Source organism: Shewanella basaltis, assembly GCF_023283885.1.
GTDB lineage: Bacteria > Pseudomonadota > Gammaproteobacteria > Enterobacterales > Shewanellaceae > Shewanella > Shewanella basaltis.
This window is the reverse complement of record NZ_JAKILA010000014.1, coordinates 38,202-64,364: the sequence shown is the minus strand read 5'-3', so window position 1 is coordinate 64,364 and position 26,163 is coordinate 38,202. Positions and strand designations below refer to the sequence as shown.

Annotated in this window: 20 protein-coding genes; 5 read left to right on the top strand and 15 right to left on the bottom strand. The window is 43.9% G+C overall.

All coding sequences use genetic code 11. The features are described 5' to 3' along the window. Position 1 precedes the first annotated feature (1 nt). Entirely contained in the window at positions 2 to 724 is a 723-nt protein-coding gene (locus L2703_RS11415) for a DUF6445 family protein (protein WP_248971214.1), read from the top strand. Positions 725 to 1,028: 304 nt separating this feature from the next. Here the strand turns inward: L2703_RS11415 and L2703_RS11410 are convergent, their stop codons facing one another. Continuing rightward, on the bottom strand, positions 1,029 to 1,529 hold the full coding sequence (locus L2703_RS11410) for a DTW domain-containing protein (RefSeq protein WP_248971213.1): 501 nt from the start codon (positions 1,527 to 1,529) through the stop codon (positions 1,029 to 1,031). Between the two features lie 236 nt (positions 1,530 to 1,765). On the opposite strand from L2703_RS11410, the gene L2703_RS11405 reads away from it, so the two are divergent. After that, positions 1,766 to 2,380: a LysE family translocator gene (locus tag L2703_RS11405; protein ID WP_248971212.1), complete on the top strand. Its 615-nt coding sequence runs from the start codon at positions 1,766 to 1,768 to the stop codon at positions 2,378 to 2,380. Positions 2,381 to 2,388: 8 nt separating this feature from the next. Beyond that, positions 2,389 to 3,393 carry an NADH:flavin oxidoreductase gene (locus tag L2703_RS11400; RefSeq protein WP_248971211.1) on the top strand — a complete coding sequence of 335 codons (1,005 nt, stop codon included), beginning with the start codon at positions 2,389 to 2,391 and terminating at the stop codon, positions 3,391 to 3,393. Here L2703_RS11400 and L2703_RS11395 read toward each other — a convergent pair. From L2703_RS11395 to L2703_RS11380, 4 genes are all read right to left on the bottom strand, one after another. Then, positions 3,388 to 3,735, bottom strand: coding sequence for a hypothetical protein (locus tag L2703_RS11395; protein WP_248971210.1), 348 nt, complete (start codon positions 3,733 to 3,735; stop codon positions 3,388 to 3,390). The genes L2703_RS11400 and L2703_RS11395 overlap by 6 nt on opposite strands. A gap of 69 nt (positions 3,736 to 3,804) precedes the next feature. Beyond that, positions 3,805 to 7,011: a DEAD/DEAH box helicase gene (locus L2703_RS11390; protein ID WP_248971209.1), complete on the bottom strand. Its 3,207-nt coding sequence runs from the start codon at positions 7,009 to 7,011 to the stop codon at positions 3,805 to 3,807. A gap of 715 nt (positions 7,012 to 7,726) precedes the next feature. Continuing rightward, positions 7,727 to 8,059, bottom strand: a complete 333-nt coding sequence (locus L2703_RS11385; RefSeq protein ID WP_248971208.1) for a hypothetical protein — start codon at positions 8,057 to 8,059, stop codon at positions 7,727 to 7,729. 401 nt (positions 8,060 to 8,460) lie between these two features. Next, positions 8,461 to 10,413 (bottom strand): monovalent cation:proton antiporter family protein, encoded by a 1,953-nt coding sequence (locus tag L2703_RS11380; protein WP_248971207.1) that lies wholly within the window; start codon positions 10,411 to 10,413, stop codon positions 8,461 to 8,463. Positions 10,414 to 10,574: 161 nt separating this feature from the next. On the opposite strand from L2703_RS11380, the gene dgcS reads away from it, so the two are divergent. After that, positions 10,575 to 11,456 carry a diguanylate cyclase DgcS gene (dgcS, locus tag L2703_RS11375; protein ID WP_248971206.1) on the top strand — a complete coding sequence of 294 codons (882 nt, stop codon included), beginning with the start codon at positions 10,575 to 10,577 and terminating at the stop codon, positions 11,454 to 11,456. Positions 11,457 to 11,859: 403 nt separating this feature from the next. On the opposite strand, the gene L2703_RS11370 is transcribed toward dgcS, so the two are convergent. Continuing rightward, on the bottom strand, positions 11,860 to 13,314 hold the full coding sequence (locus L2703_RS11370) for a RimK family ATP-grasp domain-containing protein (RefSeq protein WP_248971205.1): 1,455 nt from the start codon (positions 13,312 to 13,314) through the stop codon (positions 11,860 to 11,862). A gap of 74 nt (positions 13,315 to 13,388) precedes the next feature. Here L2703_RS11370 and L2703_RS11365 point away from each other — a divergent pair, with 74 nt between their 5' ends. Then, positions 13,389 to 14,483, top strand: coding sequence for a GNAT family N-acetyltransferase/peptidase C39 family protein (locus L2703_RS11365; RefSeq protein ID WP_248971204.1), 1,095 nt, complete (start codon positions 13,389 to 13,391; stop codon positions 14,481 to 14,483). A gap of 71 nt (positions 14,484 to 14,554) precedes the next feature. On the opposite strand, the gene L2703_RS11360 is transcribed toward L2703_RS11365, so the two are convergent. From L2703_RS11360 to fabZ, 9 genes are all read right to left on the bottom strand, one after another. Next, positions 14,555 to 15,151, bottom strand: a complete 597-nt coding sequence (locus tag L2703_RS11360) for a DUF998 domain-containing protein (protein WP_248971203.1) — start codon at positions 15,149 to 15,151, stop codon at positions 14,555 to 14,557. Positions 15,152 to 15,236: 85 nt separating this feature from the next. Continuing rightward, positions 15,237 to 15,761 (bottom strand): hypothetical protein, encoded by a 525-nt coding sequence (locus L2703_RS11355; RefSeq protein WP_248971202.1) that lies wholly within the window; start codon positions 15,759 to 15,761, stop codon positions 15,237 to 15,239. 451 nt (positions 15,762 to 16,212) lie between these two features. Beyond that, positions 16,213 to 17,802, bottom strand: coding sequence for a M28 family metallopeptidase (locus L2703_RS11345; RefSeq protein WP_248971201.1), 1,590 nt, complete (start codon positions 17,800 to 17,802; stop codon positions 16,213 to 16,215). A 202-nt stretch (positions 17,803 to 18,004) separates the two neighbouring features. Continuing rightward, positions 18,005 to 19,501 carry a tRNA lysidine(34) synthetase TilS gene (gene tilS / locus L2703_RS11340; protein ID WP_248971200.1) on the bottom strand — a complete coding sequence of 499 codons (1,497 nt, stop codon included), beginning with the start codon at positions 19,499 to 19,501 and terminating at the stop codon, positions 18,005 to 18,007. Positions 19,502 to 19,510: 9 nt separating this feature from the next. Beyond that, a complete protein-coding gene (gene dnaE / locus L2703_RS11335; protein ID WP_248971199.1) occupies positions 19,511 to 22,987 on the bottom strand; it encodes a DNA polymerase III subunit alpha in 3,477 nt (1,158 codons plus the stop codon). Positions 22,988 to 23,097: 110 nt separating this feature from the next. Then, complete coding sequence (gene rnhB / locus L2703_RS11330) at positions 23,098 to 23,685, bottom strand: ribonuclease HII (RefSeq protein ID WP_248971258.1); 588 nt, start codon at positions 23,683 to 23,685, stop codon at positions 23,098 to 23,100. Between the two features lie 74 nt (positions 23,686 to 23,759). Further along, positions 23,760 to 24,908, bottom strand: a complete 1,149-nt coding sequence (gene lpxB / locus L2703_RS11325; protein WP_248971198.1) for a lipid-A-disaccharide synthase — start codon at positions 24,906 to 24,908, stop codon at positions 23,760 to 23,762. An 8-nt stretch (positions 24,909 to 24,916) separates the two neighbouring features. Further along, positions 24,917 to 25,687 carry an acyl-ACP--UDP-N-acetylglucosamine O-acyltransferase gene (lpxA, locus tag L2703_RS11320; RefSeq protein ID WP_248971197.1) on the bottom strand — a complete coding sequence of 257 codons (771 nt, stop codon included), beginning with the start codon at positions 25,685 to 25,687 and terminating at the stop codon, positions 24,917 to 24,919. After that, positions 25,684 to 26,145 carry a 3-hydroxyacyl-ACP dehydratase FabZ gene (gene fabZ, locus L2703_RS11315; RefSeq protein WP_248971196.1) on the bottom strand — a complete coding sequence of 154 codons (462 nt, stop codon included), beginning with the start codon at positions 26,143 to 26,145 and terminating at the stop codon, positions 25,684 to 25,686. The genes lpxA and fabZ overlap by 4 nt, the downstream gene beginning before the upstream one ends. Positions 26,146 to 26,163 lie beyond the last annotated feature (18 nt).

Sequence of the window (26,163 nt, the reverse complement as noted above, 5' to 3'; positions counted from 1 at the left end):
CATGTCGTTACAAGCAACTCAACCGCTAATACAGGTCAATCAAATTGTGCCCAAGGTGCAGTTGATTGGCCAACAACAAACACCGGTTATTATTATTGATAACTTTGTCGGTGATGTTTCTGAGCTAATTGATATTGCCATTAATGACAGCCAATTTATAAGGGATAAAAGCTCATTTTATCCCGGTCAGCGCACCGCGTTGCCAAGGCAGTATATTATCGATGTGCTTAACGCAGTATTTCAGCTTATTTACGACGTGTATCGCATACCAACAACTCGGCGTTTAAAACCGCAACAATGCGTTTTTTCGCTCATCGATACTCAGGAAAAAGACCTAGTACCTCTGCAATGTTTGCCACACTTTGACACACCTAATCCGTATTATTTTGCCATATTGCATTACCTTAATGACGGCCCCCATGGCAACACAGGTTTTTTTAGGCACAATAGCAGCGGTTTTGAGCGGATTAATCACGACAACATTGACTTATATTTTACAAAGGCCCAAGCTTTTGTGGATCACATAACCCAAACAAGTCCGCGCTATTGTGTTGCCAGCAATCAACATTACACTCTGTTTCACCAGGTAGAATATCGGCCAAATCGTGTAGTGATTTACCCCGGAAACTTGCTGCATTCAACCCTAGTTAATCCAAAAACCGACATCGATGCCAACCCACAAACCGGTCGCCTTACCGCCAATATATTTATCGATTTTCAGTAATACCATTCCGCATTAATAAGTGACCACTCAGAATGCGTCCAGCTGTTTTTGATTAAGGCGTCGCTATGTAGTAATGGTTGTTCCCTTTCAAATAGCGAGAACGCAGAGCAAAAGCCGCTGGGGCATTCCTTTCAGGCGAGTTTTAAAAGGGCTTACACTGCGTTGCATGACTTCGAAAGAGAATCACTATTCATTCAGTCATTCGCCTTGTTTAAGCCCTTTTAAATTCTCGCTGAGAGATCACTTGCTAACGCGGAATGGTATAAATCACGCCGCGCAGAGAAGGCTGTTCATAAAGGGTAAACTAGCGCTTGATAAACTCCATTAAGCTTTCAATTAATTGCTGTGCTAATTCAAGCTCTCCGGCTTTTTTAAGCAATAACACCACGCATTCTGCGGTGCATAACCCGCCTTCGAGTTGATTTCGCCTAAGGGGATAAATAGAGGCGTGGGCTGGCTGTAACCCCACTTTCGCTAAGCTTTTAAGATATGGGCTTTGATTATACATTTTACGGGCTTCTTGCCAGGTGGCATCAATCAACAGCAAATACTCAAAAGGCGGCGCACACTCTTGTGTGGACGCTTGTAAATCTCCAGCAGAGTCGACTGTCATATTTAGCGGTTCATCAGTTGGAAACACCAACCCCACACGCGCAGCCTCAATTGCTGCAAGTAATGCCGCATCAGGCTGTTTGCGATGCCATTCAATCACTTGAGCGCGTTCACCTAATGCTTGTAACACTAATTGGCCGGTATTGGTGGCGCGAAGCCGCTCTCTTGGATGAGTTAATAAAATAAACTGCACAACATTCCTTGCAAAAATGGCTATCGGCTTGAATTAGCAAATAATGTAGCACATCTCCCCTGTTATTTACTGACACTCTTATTTTCAGACGCTTTTATTTTCAGACGCTTTTATTTTTAGACACTCTTATTTTCAGACATAATGGATTACACAATTGATAGTTTATCGCGCCATTTTCTGTATCAACTTACGATATAATCGCCCGAATGTTCCTACACCGAATTTAACGACAATTCATGGCTTACCAACAGATTATCGCGTTATTTTTTACCATGGTTATTTTGGCTATTGTCCCTGGGCCTGCGGTATTTGCGGTGGTGTCACGATCATTCTCAAATGGCTTTATGCATGGCGCAGCGTTAACACTTGGCGTATTGCTTGGCGACTTTTTGTATATTTTATTAGCCTTGTTTGGTTTAGCTGCCATCGCTCAGGCAATTGGACCAGCATTTGAACTGATTAAATACGTCAGCGCGTTGTATTTGTGTTGGCTTGGTTTAAGTATGTTGCGCGCAACAGCACATGGCGTCCAACTTGTGGATACGGTTAAAGCCAGTTTAACTAAAAATGTTTTCACTGGCATTGTAATCACGTTAGGAAACCCTAAAGCGCTGATTTTTTATGTGAGCTTTTTCCCGGCATTTGTACCTATGACCCATGTCAGCTTTTTGGATGTCATCATTATTTTAACCATCGCCACTGGTGCTTTTGGTTCAGTAAACCTTGTTTATGCATACTTGGCATCGAGTACCAAGCGAGTGTTTAGCTCAACTAGAGCTGCCATTATGATTAATCGTACAGCTGGCTGTATCATGCTGCTAGCAGGTATCTTGGTTGCCATTACCCTATAGGATTTTCAATGACCGCACTGCGCTTTACTCCATTAACCTTAACCAGCGGATTAACCCTTAAAAACCGTTTAGTGGTACCGCCCATGGCATCACAAACTGCGGACGAAAATGGCTTAGCTACACCCACCACCATTGCGCATTATCATCATCTTGCTCAATCAGGTGCGGGCCTTGTGATGGTTGAATACAGCCATGTTAATTTGGCAGGGCGCAGTGAAGCTAACCAGCTCGGTGCCCACGATGACGCATGTTTACCAGGATTAACCCAGATAGCCACAACACTGCATAACGCTGGCGTTAAAACAGGATTACAAATTACCCATTGCGGTGGCAAAGACAGCGCAGGTATTAGCAGTGATGTCATGGGGCCCTCTGGCATTACGGTGCCCGCATACGATCGTGTATTACCCACCCCACGGACCATGACAATAGACGATATTAAACAGTGGCAACAAGATTTTGTGGCAGCGGCAATACGTGCAGACAAAGCCGGTTTTGATTTAGTTGAAATCCATTGTGCACACGGCTACGGCATTAATCAGTGGTTATCGCCATTAACCAACCAACGTGAAGACATTTACGGCGGTAAGCTTGAAAACCGCGCCAGAATATTAATTGAAATTGTGACTCACATTAAACAACTGGCACCGAGATTAGCGGTAATGACCCGTATTCCGGGGCAAGATGGCTATCCGGGCGGGTTATCTCATGCAGACATGGCACAAATAAGCCAATGGTTAGTGGCTGCGGGCGTTGAAATACTCAATGTTTCGTCAGGTATTGGCGGCTGGAATCGCCCTAAAGATAAACGTGGAGAAGGCTTTTTAGTTGAAGATGCCGCGCCGTTAACCGGCAAAACCACTGCGGCGGTTATAGGTGTTGGCGGTATTGAAAGCGTAGATTACATCGAAACCATTTTAGCCACCAAGCAAGTGGATTTAGTGGCGGTAGGCCGGGCGATTTTAGCCGGCCCAGCTGAGTTTGCTCACAGAGTAATGCAAAGCTTGTTATAGCTCATCTGCTGTTTTGCTAGCGGGTGAAATAATGCCTTTAAAAATCAGCGGGTAGCGTCTTACCCGCTGACCAATATCGTCGCTCATGACCTGCCTATAGAGCAATTCAATGTCATCATTGTCTTCAAACACCAGTAGCAATCTATCAATGGCGGTATGCAAGCCCTTTTTCAAAAAAGGCTGCGCTTGAAATTCTGCAATGTTGTGTCTCACAATAGCGATTTTTTCTGGGTGACGGCGCAGTTCAGCAAACACTTGCTCAAAATAGTCCATGTGCAATGCAGGCGTTGCACGATTACCACGTCTTGACCTTGGTGCACCAGAACCACGTTTATAGTACATTGATGGCAATGCTGTAACCTCAAATTAGCTCGCGTTTACTCAAAATGATCAACACCTAACGACCCAGTCTTAACTCAACAGCGCCAGTAAATCCTCGGCGTTGCCTTGCCATGGCCCTTGAGTGCCATCAGATAAAATGCTGTCAGCCAAACCTTGTTTATGCTGCTGCATTTCTTGAATTTTCTCTTCAACCGTGCCCTGGGCTATTAACTTATACACAAATACCGGATTAAGCTGACCAATACGGTGAGCCCGATCGGTTGCCTGACGTTCAGCGGCAGGGTTCCACCAGGGGTCAAAGTGAATAACCGTATCAGCCGCAGTTAAATTAAGCCCTGTACCACCGGCTTTTAAGCTGATTAAAAACACCGAGTTATCGCCTTCTTGAAAAGCATCTATCTGGGGTTGGCGGTCGAGTGTTTGGCCGGTTAATTTACTGTAGCGAATACCCAGGGTTTTAAGTTCATCTTCAATCAACGCCAACATACCGGTGAACTGACTGAAAATAAGGATTTTACGGCCCTCTTCAATCATTTCTGGCAGGTTTTGAATTAACCAGGTGAGCTTGGCGTTGTCTTTGACATGTTGAGCTTGCTCAAGTTTAACAAGGCGTGGATCACAACAGGCCTGACGTAATTTTAGCAATGCATCTAAAAACTCAATATGGCTGCTCGACACCCCTTTTTTGGCAAATAATTCACGAAGTTTTTTCTCCATCACTAAGCGGATAGACTCATACAAATTACGCTGATCTTTCTCAAGCTCAAGTGTTTGGATAATCTCCGTTTTTTCAGGCAGTTCGGACACCACCTCTTTTTTGGTGCGTCGTAGCATAAACGGCGAAATTCGTTTGCTTAGCAATAGTGATTTTTCAACATCCGCTTGCTTTTCAATCGGCCCACGAAACTCTTTATTAAAGTAAGTGTGCTGACCTAATAAGCCCGGCAAGCAAAAATCCATCAATGATTTAAGCTCGCCTAAATGATTTTCCAGCGGCGTGCCTGACAAACATAAGCGGAATTTACCCTTTAAAGTTTTAATGACTTGGGTCACTTTGGCCTGAGCATTTTTGATCTGCTGAGCTTCATCCAAAATAATATGCTCAAAGACATAATCGCTGTAAATCGCTTCATCGCGCAGCATTAACGGGTAGGTTGTCACCACCACATCAAAATCGTCGATTTGCTCTAACAATGGCTGACGTTTATGCCCATGGATCACCACCACATTCAGTGACGGGGCAAACTTGTTGGCTTCTTTAAGCCAATTACCCACCAAACTGGTTGGGCACACAATTAAGCTGGTGCGATGCTGTGTGGCCTCTTGCTTAGCTTTTAGTAAAAAAGCCAAGGTTTGAATGGTTTTACCAAGGCCCATGTCGTCGGCCAAAATACCGCCCAGTTGATACTCTTTTAAAAAGCACAGCCAATCAAACCCTTGTTTTTGATAGTCGCGCAATGTGGCATTTAAGCCTGCAGGTAACTCAACTTCTGTTACCCCTTTGAATTCCGCTAATTTTGCCGCAAGGTTGCGCACCCGTTCACCATTAAGTAAACGCACATCGCTGGCAGACAAGTCATTAAGAATATGGGCACGGTTACGCGGGATTGTCAGTTGCTCGCCCGAATGACGGTTAAACAATTCTTGAATAATAGAAATCAATGGCTTAATGGTTTTGGCTTTAATTTTAATAAAGCCGCCATTTGGCCCGGGTAAAATCAATTCGTCTTCGTCGGCGGGTTCACCATTTTGTTGTAACCAGCGGGCAACCAACGCGAGCAAGGGGACATTTTGGCCTTCTATATCGGCGCTCAACGACAGCGAAAACCAGCCAGACTCGTCATCATCAACCAAATCTACATCTAGCTGCGCATCGACAATTTTTAAGTCAAAGTCATCTTCAAACTCAATGTCTACACCTAATGCAGTTAATGCCTCTAGGCCATTTTCAGTTAAATCAGACCATTCAAAAATTGATTCTGGCAACAAGCCCACGCTTAAATAATACTCAGGCTGATTGGCATATTCACTAGGAATAAAACTCACTAAACCGGCTTCGGTTAATGCCTGTAATATAGCTAATTCTTGCTCAACACTTCGGTGCACCTGATACTGCACATGACCTTTTTTAACCAAGCTAATACGCTCAGGTTTGAGTGAGGCATTAAAACTGACCGCACCATAATGCTGCTCTACTCGGATAACCGGTTGTAATATGGGGTTGTTAGCATAAATTTCGCGAGTAAAAATCAATTTTGTTTTCAGTGGATCGTTAATTTCGCAAAAATCGATTTCACTTGGCACTGGCACGGTTTTAGGTGAAAAGTGTTGCAGCATTTTGTGACTAATTTGGTCCACCTGCGTCAGTGGCACTGGCGGCATGTGTTGCAATAAACTGAGCTTTTTGGCCGATAAATCGGTGTTGATTTTACCTAGGCGTAAGTAATCTAATTCAACATACAATGGCGGCTCTGTGGCTATAAACTCCCAGTTTTCAAGACCGGGCATGCGCATTTGCATTTGTGTGTGCTTTTTATCAAGCTCACACCAGACAAACTCTGGCGCGATAGATTTAGCCCAGGTGAGTGGGGTGCGATTTTCTTCCCAAAAGCACACTTGCTCAGCGAGCATTTTGGTTAACGCTAAATAGGATATTTCGCCATCGATATAAATTTTTGAGCCATGATTATTGGACGACAATAACAAACTAATGATTTGTTTATCTTCTGGGGCAATCCACCATGGCATACTGTAACGAATATCGGTTAATGCCAGCTTGCTGCCTTTATTATATTGGCCTTTTTTATTCAGTTTACTGCGTTTGAATTCAACAAAAATACCGTTAGGGTCATTCGATAACACATAAATAATGCGGTCTTTTTCATCTTGCTCATCGTCATATTCGTTGACCGCTTTTTGTTCGTCTAGCTGACGTAACCACTGATATATACGCTGTTCTTCTACTGGCTTTTTGTCTACCAGCGCCAGCATGGCTGCGGCAACATGTTTACAATTGCTGCGAACAGGACAAGTGCAATGCGAGCGCATAACAATTTTGTGGTTGACATTAACCAGGGTGATTTCTTGACGATACGGCTCATCTGCGGAGCCTTCAACATAGGCTTCGATGTCATGATTATTACTGCTGGCAGTCACTTCAAGTACCCGACCCTGGATCAAGTAATTTTGTGCTTTTTGAATTTGCGTGGCCGAAAACAGTTTCGCAATCATTTCTAATGATAGCTTAATAGGAAGATTAAACAGTTTCGCCGACATCAATATACCTAATTAAAACCCAGCAGAAAATGATGACTGCTGATAAAAAGTTAACTTACCATTCTATGGAAGAAAGCAGGCAATATCTAGAGCCTGTTGATCTTTCAAGGTTGTTTTTGCTGCAAATTGTTGGTCTTTTCTCATGTATTGAGCTGCACGGCAGAGACGTAAAGCGGTGTTTATACCGCATTTGAGGCCGATAACACCGTAAAAATGGCCTAAAATGCTGCCTAAACGGTTCGGCTAAAAACATTGTTAACTCAAACAATAACTAACCAACAAAGTTCAACAGGCCCTAACATTTGCTTGTAAATATTACTTAACCTGAGCTCGGGATAAGGGATGAACTTATACTATTTAACATCAACATGTTACCCATTCTCACTTTCAAGCTTGTCATTTGTTCTGCTAACAAGGCGAATTGACGCGTCAATAGCTAGCCTATTGTAAGTCGATTCAACGCAGTGAGCAGGGCAAAGGACTGTTTGAAAGGCATTTATTATCCCGAGCTCAGGTTACTTATACCTTAAATTGCAGTGATTGATTGCGCTGAGCAACAAAGGCATGAGCACTGGTTAAATCTTAGTACGTGGGTATTTATTGAAAAGTTTACTCTGGGCGAGAAAACAAAAAGCGCGGCCAATTTTGATAAAAACAGATAATATTGATGCAATGTTTGGTAAAAAGCCAATGAGTATTAATGCGTCTTTGTCAGTTACCAATATTCACACAACAGGTTTATTAATAACATGAGTAACCAAGGCGAACACACCAGCCCTGCTTTTAAACGGCTTAGCTGTTGCCGATAATCGTATAAAGTTGCATCGTTAAGATGCGAGATGCCACCGGTATTAAACGATTCCATCAGCATGACTTCGGTGCCTTTTTGTGCTTGCCCCATTTTACTGCCTATGTGCTGGCACTCAGCATACAGCGTTGGATAAGTGTGCTTAATATAATGGCAAATATGTTGAGTCACGCGATGTAAACGATAAACAAAAAATCCCAACGAAATCGCGGTTAATACCAACCAACTCAGCAATACCATTCTTGTTCCTCTTGCAGCACATCACAGACTAAAAATAAAAACTAACAATATCAGATAGCTAAAATAACAAATACACAAAGTAAGACAAAAAAAGTCAAACCAAGTTCAATTCCTAACATTAATAAGTATTCACAATGCCAACTGTAACCTGCAAGATGAACAGTACACTTTTATACCTATCAAAATAAAATGTGATCACAGATGGCGTGGGCAAAATCGCTTAAAACAAGGCAGAAATTGCAACAAGGTAGTTGTTCGACCTTCAACATGTCTAACGAGGTTATAAGCGATATTAGTAAGCATGATCACATTTTGTGCTAATTGTTATTACCTACAAAAAAACACCATACGTGATGGATGGTGTTTTTGTTCAACAGCGTAAACCTTGCCATTAGATGACGTTAACCTTGCAGTAAGTACTCCTCGGCTTTTTCAATGCTGCGCGGTTTACCCACCAGCATTAAAATATCATTACGTCTTAATATCCACTCAGGCGGTGGAGGATCAATTTCTTCACCACGGCGGCGCACAGCACGCAATTCAACATCTAACGTGTGCCACGGAATATCGGCAACCGTTTTACCGACTGCACTTGCGCCCGTTGCTAACGATACCGCATGCAGCGAATCGAGGGTAAAGTCTGTTTCGGTACCTGAAAAAAAGCCGTGTAAGTATGGGTAATGGTTACGTCGTTCAGACTCTAAGCGTTTAATGATCCGCGTTAACGGCACGCCGCATTTAAATAACACTTGCGACACTAACATCAAGCTCCCTTCTAATGACTCTGGTATAACTTGAGTTGCCCCAGCTTCTTTTAGCTCATGCAAGTTTGCATCATCTCGGGTGCGCACCAAAATTTTTACATCGGGCGCAAGTTTACGCGCTACCGCCAAACATTCTTCAGATTGCCTAGGTTCGCAAAATGTCACCACCACAAGGCTTGCTTGTCGGATGCCCATTTTCTTTAGTAACGCCATTCTACAAGCATCACCAAAGTGAATATTTTCACCAGCAGCTCTTGCCTCAGCGACTCGAGTAGGGTCGATATCTAACACTAAATAAGGTACGGCTTCTGTTTTTAAAAAACGCGCAATTGTTTGCCCTACTCGTCCATACCCTAAAATCAGCACTAAGTCGCTTTCGTCAGTATTGGGCAATGTAATGTCTAACGGCTCGTACTCTGGCTTTTTAGTATTGCCACTGAACTTTTTAGCAATATCGACACTATGACGAATTAGCCAAGGCGCAATGGACATAGACAACACCGCAACGGCAACTAACACAGTGCTGACTTCGGTTTCAAGTAACTGATAATTTACCGCCAGCGCCAATAATACAAAACTAAACTCGCCCACTTGGCCAAGACTAATAGCAGTACTTAATGAGATTTTACTGTTTTCGCCCGCAAGCCTGAGTATGCCATGAACAATAACAACCTTAGCGACAACAACGGCAATTAACAGCAACAATACTTGCCACCAATACTGCATAACTAGGTTGAAATCGAGCAACATGCCTATCGAGATAAAAAACAGCCCCATTAGCAAATCACGAAATGGCCTAATATCGGCTTCTAACTGTCTACGATATTGGCTCTCACCTAATAGCATACCGGCAATAAACGCCCCAAGCGCCATAGACAACCCTAACCACTGGGTAAATGCCCCTGTCACTAACGCCACCACCAACGTAGACAGCACAAATAATTCGTTTGAACGCGAGCGTGCTACCTCATCAAAAATACGCGGCAAAATCCATTTACCAAACGACATTAACCCTAAAAACGCTAAAATGCCGCTGAGCAATCCCCAAGCAATACCATTAAAACTCATTTGGGTACCGTCATTGGCAAGTAACGGCATTAAAATTAACAGCGGAACGACCGCTAAATCTTGAAATAACAACACACTGACCGATAGCTCACCGTGCCTGCGCCGTAACCAGTTTTGCTCATTTAATAATTTCAACACTATCGCGGTCGATGACAACGCAATAGCAGAGCCAATAACAACAGCTGCGACTACATCCTGGCCCACAAGCATCGCTATACCGCCGGCAACTAAGGCGGTAATGATCATTTGCGCACTGCCTAAACCAAATACAGTACGGCGCATAGCCCACAGGCGAGGCACCGAAAACTCAAGCCCTAGGGTAAACATCAGTAGTACCACCCCAAGCTCGGCAACTGACTGCATTTGCAACTGAGTAAACCAATGAAAACCACTCGGGCCGCTCACCACGCCTGTTAACAAATAAGCCAAAATAGCCGGTAAACCAAGGCGTCTTAGCAATGCAATCGCTACAATCGCAATCACTAGCATTAACAATATATGAATAAAAATGCTGTGTTCCATTACGGTGTAGGCTCCTCGTCAAAAAAATGTCGATACGTAATTTAATTCATTTTACCTGTTACAGTAAATCATCAAATAACTAATAAATATAGTATTTTATTCGTAGGCACGATTATTGCTAATTAGGATGTAATTAGTAGTAACGTACTGGAGTAAACATTATGGACTTCGCCCTCGCGACAGAACTATATCCTGAAGATTACTGGTACCGTTCAGACACTTACTTGAGTGCAGATCCTGAGCTCGACCTTATTCAAGTAATTCAACAACTACATGGAAGTTTAGATCCTAGGACAGTTTTTGCCTGTTTTGGCAAAATAGTAGGACAACATTTGCCGATTAAAGGATTGCAGTTGACCCTAGACAAACAAAAATTTGTTTGGGGACGTCATTACGGTATTGAACTGCAACGTACCATTGCAGATAAACAAGACCTGTTTAACATGACTTATCAGCTAACTGTGCCTTTGAGTAACATTCAAATGGTGACGTTAAGCCGGTTTGAATCGATGCTTATCCAGCCGCTTAACAATGCGCTTAAGTATCAAAGCATGTCAAAACAAGCCATGTTTGATTCGTTAACAGGCTTAGGAAATCGCCATTATTATCACCAAGCCATTGGTACGGCTTTGGCTCGTGCTAATCGTCACCAAGGTAAGGTGTCATTGGTGGTGATAGATTTAGACAAATTTAAACAGCTTAACGACATATATGGTCATAAAGCGGGCGACTTTGTATTAGTTGGTTTTGCTGAACTCATTAATGAGGCCATTCGCAATACCGACCAAGCCTTTAGAATTGGCGGTGATGAGTTTGTCATTATTACTCAAGGTGACACACAAGCGGCAGAAATAGTGTGCCAACGTATTATTGACATGATGCCCAAACATGCACAATTAACCGAATACGACATAAAGTGCAGTTTAGGCATTGCAGAAGCTATCCCTGAGCAGCACGCCGATAATTTGTATGATCGTGCAGATAAAGCAATGTATGCAGCAAAGGCCGCTGGCCGAAACTGTTATCGCATCAATAAAGGCTAACTCGCGGCATTTTGTAGCAATAGGCAGCAGATTAAGTCACAAAAAGCCCTTATATCACCAGTGATGTCTGCTGATGCTGAAATAAGGGCTTTTGGCATTCACTGTTATGTGCCGTAATACCACTGCGCATTAATAAGTGGCCACTGTACATGCGTCCAGCGGTTTTTGATTAAGGCGTCGCTATGTAGTCATGGTTGTTCCCTTTCAAATAACGAGAACGCAGAGCAAAAGCAGTTACAGGGTCGAACATTCCTTTATGGCGAGTGTAAAAAGGGCTTACACTGCATTGCAGACGTCGAAATAAATCACTATTCATTCAGTCATTCGCCTTGTTTAAGCCCTGTTAAATTCTCGCAAAGAGATCACTTACTCACGCGCAATGGTATAACAAACAGTTTTGCCGTCATGACATTCCGCGCAGCTGAATACGCCTTAAAAACTCGGTCATCACGCGGTCATACACCAAGTCACCTAAAAAGAGGTCTTCAACCCCATGGTCAATACTTGGATTATCATTTACCTCTATCACATAGGCTTTGCCATCGATTTCTTTTAAATCAACGCCATAAAGCCCATTGCCAATCAAGTTTGACGCCTTAACCGCTGCATCGACAATATGATGTGGCACCATTTTTAAGTCTACACAATCAAAGTCGCCACTACTGACTCGACCACTTTGATGGTGTTGATAAATCTGCCAATGACCACGACTCATAAAATAACGGCAAGCATAAATAGGTTGGCGATTTAATACACCTATGCGCCAGTCATAGTCGGTTGGCATAAAGGCTTGCGCTAAAATTAATGCGCTGTGCTGAAAAATTTGCTCCGCTTGCTCAAGCAGTGTCTCACGGTTTTTAACCTTAACCACGCCAAGCGAAAATGCCCCGTCTGGCACTTTAAGCACTATGGGTAAGCCAATCGCATTAATCACTTTATCAGCCCAGTTTTTATCCGACGCTTTAAAAATAATACTCTTAGGCACTGGCACTTTATGTTTATTTAGCAACTCAGTTAAAAACACTTTGTTGGTGCACTTCATAATGGATTCAGGGTCGTCCATCACAATTAAACCAAGCTGCTCTGCTGCTTTGGCAAATCGATAAGTAAAGTTACTAATGTTAGTGGTTGAGCGAATAAACAAGCCATCAAACTCACTCAAGCGCGCTAGATCGTGTTTGCCTATTTGCACTAAATCCATACCGATACGATTGGCCGCTTTAGTGAATAATTTAAGTGCAGACTTATCTGACGGCGGCATTTTTTCATGCTCGTCCACTAGCATTGCGATTTCATAACGGTAGCGTTTTGATGGTTTAGGTAATCGCCACACTTTTTGCGAAAACACTTCAAGGTATTGAGCAAATAAGTCTTGCTCATGTTCGGCTAAATCTTGAAATGCTGCAGGCTCGATAACGTCAACTTGCCAACGACCAGATATTTTTAACAAATTGACTTGTAACACTGGCACAGTAAAACGTTCAAAAATTTTGCGGGCAATTTTATCAAGTGACGGGGTATCACAGTAACCAAAAAACACCTTCATCGAAATATCGGTCACGCTGTCGGGCAATTTATCTAACCCAGCTTGTGGCATGCTAAAAAAACGGTCTTGTGATAAATCATTAATGGTCATGACTCTCGGAATAACACGATGGCCACGCGCCTCTGCCATAAGCGAGCAATAATACCCTGTGCTCAAATAATCGTAACTACGGCATAGGTTAATCACTTGCATCGCATTTTGATTTGCAAATGCTCCCATTTCTAAATAATCATGAACCGTGACCATATTGTCACTCGGCAAATAAGGACGCCAATCATTGACATCGTCGGTGACAATTAAAAACTGAGCCATAAATACCTATTGCCTCTTATGCGATTTAGCGCGTAAATTAACCCACTACTCTGTTTGCCAATTCGAGCCAACTCATGCTGCTGCGACAAGCCATTCAACGCGACCTTTCACAACTAAACACGCTCGAGGAAAATGCCTTTAACGGCGATAAAATTAGCCCTCGGCAAATGAAACGTTTTATCAACTCGCCATTAGATTATTTATTAGTCGCCGAGGTCGATGGCATCATTGCCGCTTATGCATTGGTGCTGTTTCATCGTGGCACTCGCCTCGCAAGGCTTTACTCTATTGCCGTTGCGACTGAGTTTAGAGGCTGCAATATCGCCTTTGAGCTTGTTAAGCGCTGCGAGCAAGCAGTTGTCGAACGTGGCTTTATTACATTACGCCTCGAAGTGCGAAACGACAATATCGCCGCCAAAAATCTTTACTTAAAAATGGGTTACAAAGTATTAAAAACCCTAGTGCATTATTACGATGACCTGGCCGATGGCGTGCGAATGCATAAACGCTTAGACCCGCCAGGGCCAAGCAAAGTGATTAAAATGCCCTTGTATGTACAAACCACGCCGTTTACCTGCGGCGCAGCATGTTTAATGATGGCGATGAGTGCGGTAAAACCACAATATAACCCCAGTAGAGTGGATGAGTTAAGTATTTGGCGCGAAGCCACCACCATATTTATGACCAGCGGCCATGGCGGTTGCAGCGTTCATGGCTTAGCCTTAGCGGCTATTAAGCGAGGCTTACAGATTGCCATTTACAGCCAGTCTTCGTCGGTACCATTTATTGATAGCGTGCGCGATAAAAACAAAAAAGCCGTTATCACCCTAGTACACAATGATTTTTGCCAGCAGTTGGCTTCACAACACATTACGGTGCATAACGCTTCGCCAACAATCATTCAGTTAAAACAATGGATAGACCAAGGATGTGTGGTGCTGTTGATGATAAGCACTTATCGTTTTAATGGAGAAAAAGGCCCACATTGGGTGGTTTTAAGCGGTTACAACGAGCAATTTATGTTTATCCACGACCCGTTTGTTGAGGCGCAAAAAGATGCGATTAACGCCGCTTACGTACCCATCAGCCAGGCAGAGCTTGCACAGGTCATGCAGTATGGTAAACAGAAACAGGTTTCTTGTTTAGTGGTGAAAACATCTTTGGCTTAAGATGGTTAAGCTTTTTTATGGTCTGCGGCCACTAACGTCGTGGCGCTTCACCCACACCAGATTGTTAGCTCTCATGCTACTACGAAGAAAGAATAAACAAACAGCCACAGTATTTGAAAGCCATAACTCAGACGCTGATGAGTACCCGGTACGGTTTCGGCTTTAAATGCTAGTTTAAGTCGGTAAGCAAAATAAAAACAACCAATAATGCAAATCAACGAAATAAGCCGGATTGGCATCGAATAGTCACTAGAAAAAATGACGATGGCCGGGGCTATAACGAATGAAAGAAGCATAAACATGCCCGACCATGAATGTATTAAACAGCTTCGAGACGGGTTTTTCGTGTATGGGTCAGCGTCCATAGGAAAGTAACCGCAAACCCAGGTACATAAGCCGTGAATTATTGCCATAAGGCCGATGAACACGGTTGGTATGTGAGTTGGAAAATTAGCGACTAAGTAGCAGCCAAAAAGTACAAACAGGAGTCCAAGGGGATAATTATTTATAATAGGTGAAAGCTTTTGTGTGGGGCTACCGAAAGCACCTAATTCACTGCAGAATTGCTTAGAATGACTAAAGTTTGGATAGAAAAGCGAAGTAACATATATACCTACCACTATCCAGACCGATGCTACTATACCTGAATATTGAATCAAACTATCCATGCTTGAATCCTAATTGAGAACTAACGCCTAAAGCGACCGCGCACGCTGTTTGCGCGTCGGTTTGCCTTTATTTGTTATATTCATTTCATTGCCCCAATGACCAAACAATGACATCAGGGGTTGATTTTGAAACATACTCTCCTTCCTCAATGTTTGGACACATAAAAAAGGAATATTTGTAATTAGCTGCTGTTTTTGAAACTTTTTCTATATCTTTTTTGAGTTTGCTATTGCTGTTTGGGTGTGTGGCAGCGAACACCTCTGCGGCAATACCTCCACAATCAGGCGTTTCAATATCCGACCCAGACGTGGTGCCAAGGTTTAACGTTAAAGATGAAATGCCTGGATGCCGATCGAAAATGAATTCAGCAGCCTTTAATGATGCCAAATATGTAAAAGTCTGATTTAATTGTTCTATGAAATTTAGATCACGACTTGAATTTAATGGATCGTATCCGAGCCTTTCAAATTTCAGCCTTTCCATCAAAGACAAGGCATTTGTTTCCTCAGATATTTCGGTAATCCGCAATTGAGCTTGCTCCGCAGAATGGGCAATATCTTCAATATAATCCTGTATCTCTGAAACATCTTTGAGAACAATTTTCTTCATGACGGAAATTTAGCCACCCATTATTTATAAAAGTAACTTAACTCTTTTTCATGGTTTTGTCGAAGGTTACGATCGATGTAATCAACTCATCAATTTTTATCGATACGACTAAAAATTGAAATTAAAAAACTGTTTTTACTGTGTTTTTAAAAACTCGGCACAGCAGAAAATCTTGATACCAATCAAGTATAAGGAAGATGGTGGTTTTTCAAGAATTAATGCCTAAGCGCACAGCCAGCGCTGACAATTTGCCGCGCCTTGTCGTCGTTTTCGCTCTAAATGCTCACAGTATTCAGTTAAGGCAGGTAACTCTCCGATAGCCCCTTCAAAGAGAAGCAATGCCCCCCATTATTCGAAAAATAGCCACTCACGTCGTGGTGGCCGCAAACCGTACGCCGCTTTTAATAAAAAAGGAGGCTGTCGCCTCCTCTCTTTATCCAACTAGCTAACACTACTTACCATCTTGCGCTCGACGCTTTTTAAAGTCTGATTCTTCAAGCCATTTTGGCCAGTCGTTGTTGTTGGCAAGCTTTTCAATAATGTCACTGATTAAAGTAAGATCCTGCTTTACGCCGCCTAAATGCCAACTGGCGTCATAATCGTCTGCGCCCTGATGATATTTATGAGCAATATAGTCAGGGTCTGTGTCGCCTAAGCTCATAAACAACAATCCAGGGACCCCTTGCTGCGCAAGCGCAAAATGGTCTGAGCGGAACATTAGGCCGTTTTGTGGACGAGGGTCTGCTTTAACCACACGGCCTTGCGCTTTGGCGGCGGCATCTAAATAATTTTCAAGTTCAGACACGCCTTGACCATATCGCAAAATGTAATCCACGCCTTTGCCAACGTTCATGCCATCGATATTAAGAAATGACACCAACTGTTTAGTTGGTACCGGTGGATTTTCAGCAAAGTATTGCGCGCCAATCAATCCGGTTTCTTCTGCGGTGAACGTTGAAAATAAAATTGAGCGTTTGGGCGCGCTGGCTTGGTCGGTAAAATGACGTGCAAGCTGCAATACACCAGCCACGCCAGAAGCATTATCCACTGCACCGTTTAAAATAACCGTTTTACCGTCTTCTATGGTTTTGCCTAAATGATCCCAATGAGCGTGCATGACGAGCCATTCATCGGCTTGTGAACTGCCGGGTAGAATGCCGGCAACGTTATAAGAGGTCGCCAATTCGATTTGATTTTTGAGGGTTAAATTGGAGTTAAGTTTAAGAGGTATCGCTTTAAAACCAGGCTTTGCGGCGCTGAGTTTCAACGTGTCGTAATCAAGGCCTGCTGCGCTAAAGATTTTTTGTGCACTAGGGTGCGAAACCCAGCCCATAACCCCGATGTGCGATTGGTTTTTGTGGTTATCCACTAAAGTGTATTTGGTATTGGTATTGCTGTTTTCAACCACGTTCCAGCCATAAGCTGCTGGCGCGGTTTCGTGCACAATAAACACGGCTTTGGCGCCCTGCCTTGCAGCTTCTTCGTATTTGTAGGTCCAGCGGCCATAATAAGTCATGGCATTACCCTTAAACACGTTTGGGTCTTGTGTGGCAAAGCCTGGGTCGTTAACTAACACAATAACAGTTTTGCCTGTGACATCGACATTGGCGTAATCGTTCCATTGATATTCTGGGGCATTAATACCGTAACCCACAAACACAACGTCGCTGTTGTCTAATGACACTTGAGGCTGAATTTGTTCGGTACGGGCAGTAAAATCGCGACCATTTTTAAGCACCACATCAGCAATGGTTAGCTGCATGGTTTGATCGGCCGTAATTTTAGCCATAGGCACTGCTTGACGATAGCTGTCACCAAAGCCCGGTTTTAGCCCTATTGCTTTGTATGCTTTTTCTAAATATTCAACGGTCAGTGTCTCGCCCTTTGACAAAGGTCCACGACCTTCAAATTCATCACTGGCGAGGGTTTCTACATCGTGACGGTAGGTTTTTTCATCAAATTGAAATGGCGTGGCGTTAACGCCTGGTACTAAAAACGCACCCAATACAGCTAATAAACGAAAGGTATTCACAGACAACATCCTTTGTTAAATATTAAGAAAATGATTGTAGCAACGGCCCGGTATTAGCGCGGACTTCATCCTGCTAGAACGCTTTGAGGCAATAAAGGCTAGGCTCACCAATATAGTCTGAAGCAATAAACAGTGCTACCGCTTTTATCGTCTCTAGTCGCAAAGTGGCGTAGCACCTAAGCGTTTTATCACTTGCTATTACCTTGCACCTTTAGTGCGCTTCACCGAAAGTTAAAAGCGGCACGCTAAGGCCGGGTTGGCCTGGCGCTGCCAGGTAACGTTTGTCTATCCATAATCCAATGGCGGCAACTAACACATCACCGTAAAAAATTAATGGTATTTGCTGGCGACGCCAAGGCGGGACCTGACACTCCTGCCAGAGCTTTTTAAGCTCACGTGGTTTGCTGCGCTGCGATGTTGCAAACTGTGGCAGACATTTAATTGAGCCTGCTGCGCCAAATTTTACCGTCACCAGTTGCTCTAAAGGCAAGGCCAGTCGCGGTATGACTGCTGAACCATCTTGCTGCGTGAGATCTTGCGTCTGTATTTGTACACTAAAACTCTGTTGCCCTATGTTGCCCGAGGCTTGATTAAGCTCGCCTGCTAACACCGCCCGAATATCACTTTGCAAACGCCCTGCCTCTACTGGGGCTAATGCTAGATTGCTCAAGGCATAGGCAACATTGGCAAAACGTTTAACTTGATAATCGCCCCATTGTATTGTCACCTTGGCATCCTCTTTTGCCTCAAGCAGTTGTGTCAATATTTGCTGCAATTGCGATTGCGATGGCAAACTCACACCGCAATGTTGTAAATAACCTCGAAACAGCAATGCTTGCCAAGCTGGGCTTATTTGACTCAACTGCGCCAGTTTAAACCCAGTTGGCTCAGTGATTAATCCCGCTGTATCGCCAGGTAAGGCTAACCATTGAGGTAAGCGGTGACTCACTTCATCTTCAATCACTTGTTGCTGCTCGGCGCATAAAGCGGCGCTTCTTGACGCTGTGGTAGCAATACTTGGCCAACGTTGCTTTAACCGTGGAATAATCTCTAAGCGCAGAAAATTGCGGTCGTAACTGTCGTCTTGGTTGCTTTCATCTTCGATGTGACTTAACCGATATTGAGCTGCAAATTGCTCAATTTGCTGCCGACTAATCGTTAATAGTGGCCTTAACAGCCATGATTGCTTATACACTTGCAGTGGTGCCATTGCCCCTAACCCTTTTGGCCCCTGACCACGCTTTAAGGCCAGCAATAGGGTTTCGAGTTGATCATCCTGATGATGAGCAGTCAGTAAAATATCAGTTGGATTAAGGTAACGTGCAAACGCCTCATAGCGCGCATCACGGGCTTTGGCTTCTAAGCTTTCTCTTGGGCCTTTGTTAACGTTTACCCGCTCTATTTGCACAGGCAGTTGGTAATGAGTTGCTCTGCCAATACAATGCTCAACCCACATATTGGCATTGGGGCTTAAACCGTGATGAACATGAATAAGCAAACACGCAATGTGCGGATATTTTTGGGCAAAAGCACTTAACCCAAACGCTAAGACTTCTGAGTCGACACCGCCACTGTAAGCCAGCACTAACTTAGGTGCTTGCGCTTGGCCCCGTGAGCCTTGCTCATACAATGGCAAAATGCTTTGCTCTAATAGCGCTAGCAGTTGTGTGGCAGTGACTGGATCAGACATCAACGCAGTTTGTGTCATATTGATAGCCTAATGAAAGGTGATTTTGACGTTATTAGACCCGAGCATGCTTTCAAGCGACAACATAAGCTCATCACTTGGATTAACTCGCCATTCATCTCCTAGGGTAATTTTGCCGCTGGCTTCTGGTTTAACATAGTTTATCACCACTGGCACGGCGCCATTTCGCCAAGGCGTGAGGGTTTGTTCAAATTGTTCAAGCCATTGCGGGGTTACATCATTGCCTTGTACATTAATTTCAACGGCCTTGGCAAAATGACTTCGGGCTTCGCCAATCTCAATAACATTACGGGCATTCATGCGGTTGCCGCCAGAAAAGTCATCAAAGCTGACATCGCCTTCGCAAATTAAAATACGATCTTTTTCAAGCAAATGACCAAACTTTTCAAACGGCTCGGTAAACAGCATGATTTCTAATCGGGCGCTTTTGTCGTCTAGGGTGACTAACCCCATTTTAGAGCCACGTTTAGTGATCATCACTCGGGTTGCGACAACCAGCCCAGCGGCCTTAACGGTTTTGCCACGCTCGGTTGGGTGAATGTCTTTTAAACGGCCGTTGGTGTACTGCTTAAGTTCTTTTAAATACTGGTTTATGGGATGGCCAGTCAAATAAAGCCCTAGAGTTTCACGCTCGCCTTCTAACCAAATTTTGTCTGGCCATGGCGTACATTGCACAAAATTTTGTTTGCTGTCTTCGGGTTCGCTATTGAGTAAACCAAACATATCGTGCTGGCCAATGGCTTCTGCCTTGGCGTGCTGCGCTGCGGCACTAATGGCTTCTGGTAATGTTGCCATCATCGCGGCGCGATGTGGACCTAGGGTGTCTAATGCCCCAGCTAAGATGAGTTTTTCAATGACACGTTTGTTGAGCTTTTTTAAATCAACCCGGGCACAAAAATCAAATAAATCGGTAAACGGCCCATCTTTACGGGCTTCTAAAATAGACTCAACAGGGCCTTCGCCCACCCCTTTAATGGCGCCAATACCGTAAACAATATTAAGGTCGTCATCAACGGTAAATTTAAATAAACCTTTATTCACATCGGGCGGAATAAGCGGGAGCCCCATACGTTCGCATTCGTCAACCAGGGTGACGATTTTGTCGGTGTTATCCATATCGGCAGACATTACCGCCGCCATAAATTGCGCAGGGAAATGGGTTTTCAGCCACAGGGTTTGGTATGACACTAAGGCATACGCTGCTGAATGAGACTTGTTAAAACCGTAGCCAGCGAATTTTTCTACCAAGTCGAATATTTTCATCGACAATTCGCCGTCGATGCCGTTATTAATTGCCCCTTCTTTAAAGATACTTCGCTGCTTGGCCATTTCTTCTGGCTTTTTCTTACCCATAGCACGGCGCAGCATGTCAGCGCCGCCCAGGGTATAACCAGAAAGCACCTGAGCAATCTGCATCACCTGCTCTTGATATAAAATAATGCCGTAAGTAGGTGACAATAACTCTTTTAACGATTCATGTTGGTATTGCGAGTCAGGGTACGACACCTCTTCGCGGCCATGTTTACGTTCAATAAAGTTATCAACCATGCCAGACTGCAAAGGACCTGGGCGAAACAGTGCCACCAGTGCAATCATGTCTTCAAAACAGTCGGGTTGTAAGCGCTTAATGAGGTCTTTCATACCGCGAGATTCGAGCTGGAATACCGCGGTAGTTTCGTAACGTTGCAGTAATCTAAAACAGGCAGGATCGTCAAGACGAATCGCCTCAATTCGCACCGGCTCTTTACCCTCTTTGGCTAAGCGCGGATTTATCATCTGCAGCGCCCAGTCAATAATCGTTAGGGTCCGTAACCCTAAAAAGTCGAACTTAACAAGCCCTGCGGTTTCAACATCGTTTTTATCAAACTGGGTAACAGGGTTTAAGCCTTCTGCATCACAGTACAGCGGCGCAAAGTCGGTAATGCGTGTGGGAGCAATTACCACACCACCAGCATGTTTACCGGCATTACGTGTCACCCCTTCTAGGCGACGACACATATCAATAAGCTCTTTTACATCTTCGTCGGCTTCATAGGCTTCAGGTAATGCTGGCTCAACTTCAAATGCTTTGGCCAGCGTCATCCCGGGCTCCGCGGGGATCATCTTTGTTAATCTGTCAACAAACCCGTATGGATGACCTAGCACCCGCCCCACATCTCGAACCACGGCTTTCGCGGCCATGGTACCAAAGGTAATAATTTGTGATACCGCTTCGCGGCCGTACAACTCTGCCACATGGTCTATCACTTCATCACGACGATCCATGCAAAAGTCGACGTCAAAATCGGGCATCGAAACACGTTCTGGGTTTAAGAAACGCTCAAAGAGTAAATCGTATTCGAGTGGGTCTAAATCGGTAATTTTTAGCGCATAAGCAACCAACGATCCCGCACCAGAACCACGACCTGGCCCTACCGGAATACCGTTGTCTTTACCCCACTGAATAAACTCCATCACGATGAGGAAGTAACCAGGAAAGCCCATCTGGTTGATAACTTGCAGTTCAACTTCAAGACGCTCGTCGTACTCGCCACGTCTGTCTGCGCGCACTTGAGGATCTGGAAATAAAAACTCAAGGCGTTCTTCTAAACCTTTGCGCGACACTTCAACAAGAAAGTCTTCAATCGATAAGTCGCCAGTGGGAAAGTTAGGCAAAAAATATTCATGCAAACGGATGGTGACGTTACAACGTTTGGCAATTTCAACGGTATTTTGAATAGCAGAGGGAATATCAACAAACAGCGCTATCATTTCATCTTCGCTGCGCAGGTACTGTTGTTCGCTGTATTTTTTAGGGCGCCTAGGATCGGCTAGGGTAAACCCATCATGAATGGCGACTCGAATTTCATGGGCTTCAAAGTCGTCAGCTTTTAAAAATACCACTTGGTTGGTGGCAACAACTGGCAAACCTCGGCTTGATGCAAGCTCTACGGCCATGTGCAAATAGCGTTCTTCGTCGGCCCGCCCTGTACGAATGAGTTCAAGATAATAGCGGTCGTTAAAGTGCTGTTGGTAAAAACTCACTAAGGAATCAACCTGATTTTGATTGCCTTTTAATAACGCTTTACCCACATCCCCTTCTTTAGCACCCGATAAAATAATCAAGCCACGATTGAATTTAATCAGCCACTCTTGATCAATCACCACTCGTCCATCGATTTGACCACGTAAGTACGCTTCACTAATGAGTTGAGTGAGATTTTGATAGCCTTCGTTGTCCATTGCGATAATGGTTAATGCACAAAACTCTTTGTCAAAGCCTGGGGTATTTACCCAAAAATCTGCACCGACAATAGGCTTAATACCGGCACTATGGCAGCCACCATAAAACTTAACCAGACCACAAAAATTGTTCTGATCGGTTAGCGCTATTGCTGCCATGCCCTGACTTTCAGCGGCGGCAATAATAGGTTTCACTTTAGCAACGCCATCTGACATTGAAAAATCACTGTGGACGCGCAAATGAACAAAACGAGGATCGGACATAGATTAATTTTTCTTCGAAAAAGATGAATGTAACAACACGAAAATGCGGGATTTAGACTATCAAACTAACCTACTTTCTCCAATGATTAAGTAGGTTATTGTCTTTAATATCAAGATTTATTCTGTAGTAAAATACGTTCAGCCACAGGTTTAAAGCTTTTACGGTGTTCAGGTAATACACCATGTAACGCTAGAGCGTCAAAATGGGCTTTAGTTGGATAGCCTTTATGCTTAGCGAAACCATATTGAGGATACTGCTGATCGAGCGTATCCATTTCTGCATCTCGAGTCACTTTGGCAATAATGGAGGCAGCGCTGATGGCAGCCACTAATCCATCACCTTTGATAACCGCATGGCTGGCAATACCAAAATCGGGTACACGATTACCGTCCACCAGTACGCGTTCAGGCACTGTGCTCAAGCCTGCCACAGCGCGTTGCATGGCTAGCATGGTGGCGTGCAAAATATTAAGCTCGTCAATTTCCGCAGGACTTGCGCGGCCAATACTGACACTTAATGCCTTGTCCATAATTTCTTGATACAGAGCATTTCGGCGTTTTTCACTGAGTTTTTTAGAGTCATTTAAACCGTCTATCGGATTATTAGGATCTAAAATAACGGCAGCTGTCACGACATCGCCAACCAAAGGTCCACGGCCAACTTCATCAACGCCGGCAACGACGCCGTTAGAGATCATGGCAACCTGTTCTGGGGTGATCTGTTTAATTACGACCGGAAGAAAGCCTGTTGTCATCTAAAAGTCCTGTCAGCCTATGGCGTTGTTAACAAGGCAACCACGGCATCGGCCGCGCGCTCACTGGCATTACATTTCAGCAATCGATGCAGCTGTTCAAAACGAGCATTTAATGGTGCAAAATCTTTATTAAGCTGTTCAACAACCGCATCTGCAATTAATTGTGGTTGACAGTTAGCTTGCATTAACTCGGGTACAATGGTTTCGTTTGCCAATAAATTAGGTAAAGAATAATTGCTAATTTTCATCATGCGAATGGCAATCGCATAAGTAATTGGACTCACACGATACGAGACAACCATAGGACGTTTAACCAGCATGGCTTCAAGGGTTGCTGTACCAGATGCCAACAAAATACAATCGGCTGCCGCCATCACTTCGCGCGACTGGCCATCGACAATATGTATGGCTAAATCTGGCGCAAATTCCTCTAGTGCATCAACAAACTGCTTACGTCGAGCCTCATTCACAACTGGGGTCACTAACTTAATGTCAGGATAAGCCTGCTGTACCAGCACAGCAGCTTTAATAAACGGCTCAGCTAACTGAGCAAGCTCGCCGCCGCGAGACCCTGGTAAAACGGCAAGGTATTCGGCGCTTGGATCAAGCCCTAGTAAGGCTCGAGCAGCTAACTTATCACTGTGCATTGGGATATCATCAGCCAAGGTATGGCCAACAAAAGTACAAGGCACTTGATGCTTATCGTAAAACGCTTTTTCAAACGGTAACAAAGACAACACCATGTTGGTGGCCTTGGCTATTTTAAAGATGCGTTTTGGGCGCCAGGCCCACACGGACGGGCTAACATAATGCACCGTTTTTATGCCCTTGGCCTTTAGCTTTAGCTCAAGGCCGATATTAAAATCGGGGGCATCAATCCCAATAAAGCAATCTGGTGCAAGCGCTGTTATCTGTTTGATTAAACTTGAACGGATATGAAGTAATCGTGGTAAGCGCGATAACACTTCCACTAAGCCCATGACCGCCAGCTCTTCCATTGAAAATAAACTTTCAAAGCCAAGCGCTTGCATACGAGGACCACCAATGCCAACAAACCGAGCATCTGGATAGCGCTTTTTTAGTGAATTGACTAAACCCGCACCTAAAATATCGCCGGAGATTTCTCCGGCGACAATGGCAAATATTTTTTGAGAACCTTGTGTCATCGTATCTTCTATCGAATAATGCCGCGACCAGGATGATTAATAAACGCCATAAAGGCTTTTACATTGTCATCTGTTTTTGCCATTTCGCTTACTTCTGCATTGGCTTCTTCAATGGTTAAGCTTTTACGGAACACCGCTTTATAGGCATTTAAAATGGCACGTTGGCTTTCTTTACTAAAGCCTCGACGCTTTAATCCTTCAAGATTTAAACCACGAGGTACGGCCGGAGAACCCGCAGCCATCACAAACGGTGGCACATCTTGCAAAATAAGCGATGCACCTGCTGTAAACGCATGATTACCGATACGTACAAATTGATGAACGCCGGTCATACCACCAAGAATAACCCAATCACCAACATGCACATGGCCTGCGATTGAAGCATTGTTAGCCATAATCACGTTATTGCCAACAACACAGTCGTGAGCAATATGAACATAAGCCATGAACAAGCAGTTAGAACCTATACGGGTTTCGCTATTATCCTGAGTAGTACCGCGGTGAATGGTCACAGACTCACGGATAATGTTGTTATCACCGATAATTAAGCGAGTTTGTTCACCGGCATACTTTTTGTCTTGGCATTCTTCGCCAACTGACGCAAATTGGAAAATCCGATTGCCTTTACCAATCACCGTTGGGCCTTTGATCACCACATGAGAACTAATCCATGTGTTATCGCCAATTTCAACGTTTTCGCCAATATAAGTCCAAGGCCCAATCGTGACATTGTGACCGATTTTGGCCGTTGGGTGAACAAACGCTAATTTATCTATCACTTTTTAATCTCTCTACGTGCGCACATGATTTCGGCTGAACATACAAGCTCGCCGTCAACCAATGCTTCACCAATAAATACACCTATACCACGGCGCTCTTTAATCATTTTAACGTGGAAATGTATTTGATCGCCTGGCTCTACAACCCGTTTAAAACGCGCTTTATCGATACCAGCAAAATAGTACAATACGTCAGGAGAAGGCTCTGTGCTCAAGGTTTTAAAAGCGAGTAACCCCGTTGCTTGGGCCATTGCTTCTAAAATCAATACGCCAGGCATTACCGGTTGCACAGGAAAATGGCCTTGAAAAAATGGCTCATTAATTGTGACGTTTTTAATCGCATGTAATTGCTCACCTACGGTAAAGTCTAATACTCGATCGATTAACAAAAATGGATATCTATGAGGTAGATACTTAAGGATCTCTTTAATATCCATGGTGTTTAATTGATTTGACACACTACATTCCTTAATCAA

Excerpts from the sequence above, each read along its gene's own strand:
- L2703_RS11345 (WP_248971201.1), bottom strand. The coding sequence starts at position 17,802 with ATGTTGTCTGTGAATACCTTTCGTTTATTAGCTGTATTGGGTGCGTTT.
- L2703_RS11370 (WP_248971205.1), bottom strand. The coding sequence starts at position 13,314 with ATGGCTCAGTTTTTAATTGTCACCGACGATGTCAATGATTGGCGTCCT.
- L2703_RS11380 (WP_248971207.1), bottom strand. The coding sequence starts at position 10,413 with ATGGAACACAGCATTTTTATTCATATATTGTTAATGCTAGTGATTGCG.
- L2703_RS11405 (WP_248971212.1), top strand. The coding sequence starts at position 1,766 with ATGGCTTACCAACAGATTATCGCGTTATTTTTTACCATGGTTATTTTG.
- L2703_RS11355 (WP_248971202.1), bottom strand. The coding sequence starts at position 15,761 with ATGAAGAAAATTGTTCTCAAAGATGTTTCAGAGATACAGGATTATATT.
- L2703_RS11360 (WP_248971203.1), bottom strand. The coding sequence starts at position 15,151 with ATGGATAGTTTGATTCAATATTCAGGTATAGTAGCATCGGTCTGGATA.
- L2703_RS11385 (WP_248971208.1), bottom strand. The coding sequence starts at position 8,059 with ATGGTATTGCTGAGTTGGTTGGTATTAACCGCGATTTCGTTGGGATTT.
- tilS (WP_248971200.1), bottom strand. The coding sequence starts at position 19,501 with ATGACACAAACTGCGTTGATGTCTGATCCAGTCACTGCCACACAACTG.
- L2703_RS11415 (WP_248971214.1), top strand. The coding sequence starts at position 2 with ATGTCGTTACAAGCAACTCAACCGCTAATACAGGTCAATCAAATTGTG.
- lpxB (WP_248971198.1), bottom strand. The coding sequence starts at position 24,908 with ATGACACAAGGTTCTCAAAAAATATTTGCCATTGTCGCCGGAGAAATC.
- L2703_RS11395 (WP_248971210.1), bottom strand. The coding sequence starts at position 3,735 with ATGTACTATAAACGTGGTTCTGGTGCACCAAGGTCAAGACGTGGTAAT.
- dgcS (WP_248971206.1), top strand. The coding sequence starts at position 10,575 with ATGGACTTCGCCCTCGCGACAGAACTATATCCTGAAGATTACTGGTAC.
- L2703_RS11390 (WP_248971209.1), bottom strand. The coding sequence starts at position 7,011 with ATGTCGGCGAAACTGTTTAATCTTCCTATTAAGCTATCATTAGAAATG.
- L2703_RS11365 (WP_248971204.1), top strand. The coding sequence starts at position 13,389 with ATGCTGCTGCGACAAGCCATTCAACGCGACCTTTCACAACTAAACACG.
- dnaE (WP_248971199.1), bottom strand. The coding sequence starts at position 22,987 with ATGTCCGATCCTCGTTTTGTTCATTTGCGCGTCCACAGTGATTTTTCA.
- rnhB (WP_248971258.1), bottom strand. The coding sequence starts at position 23,685 with ATGATCTCTAACGGCGTCGTTGCCGGCGTTGATGAAGTTGGCCGTGGA.
- L2703_RS11400 (WP_248971211.1), top strand. The coding sequence starts at position 2,389 with ATGACCGCACTGCGCTTTACTCCATTAACCTTAACCAGCGGATTAACC.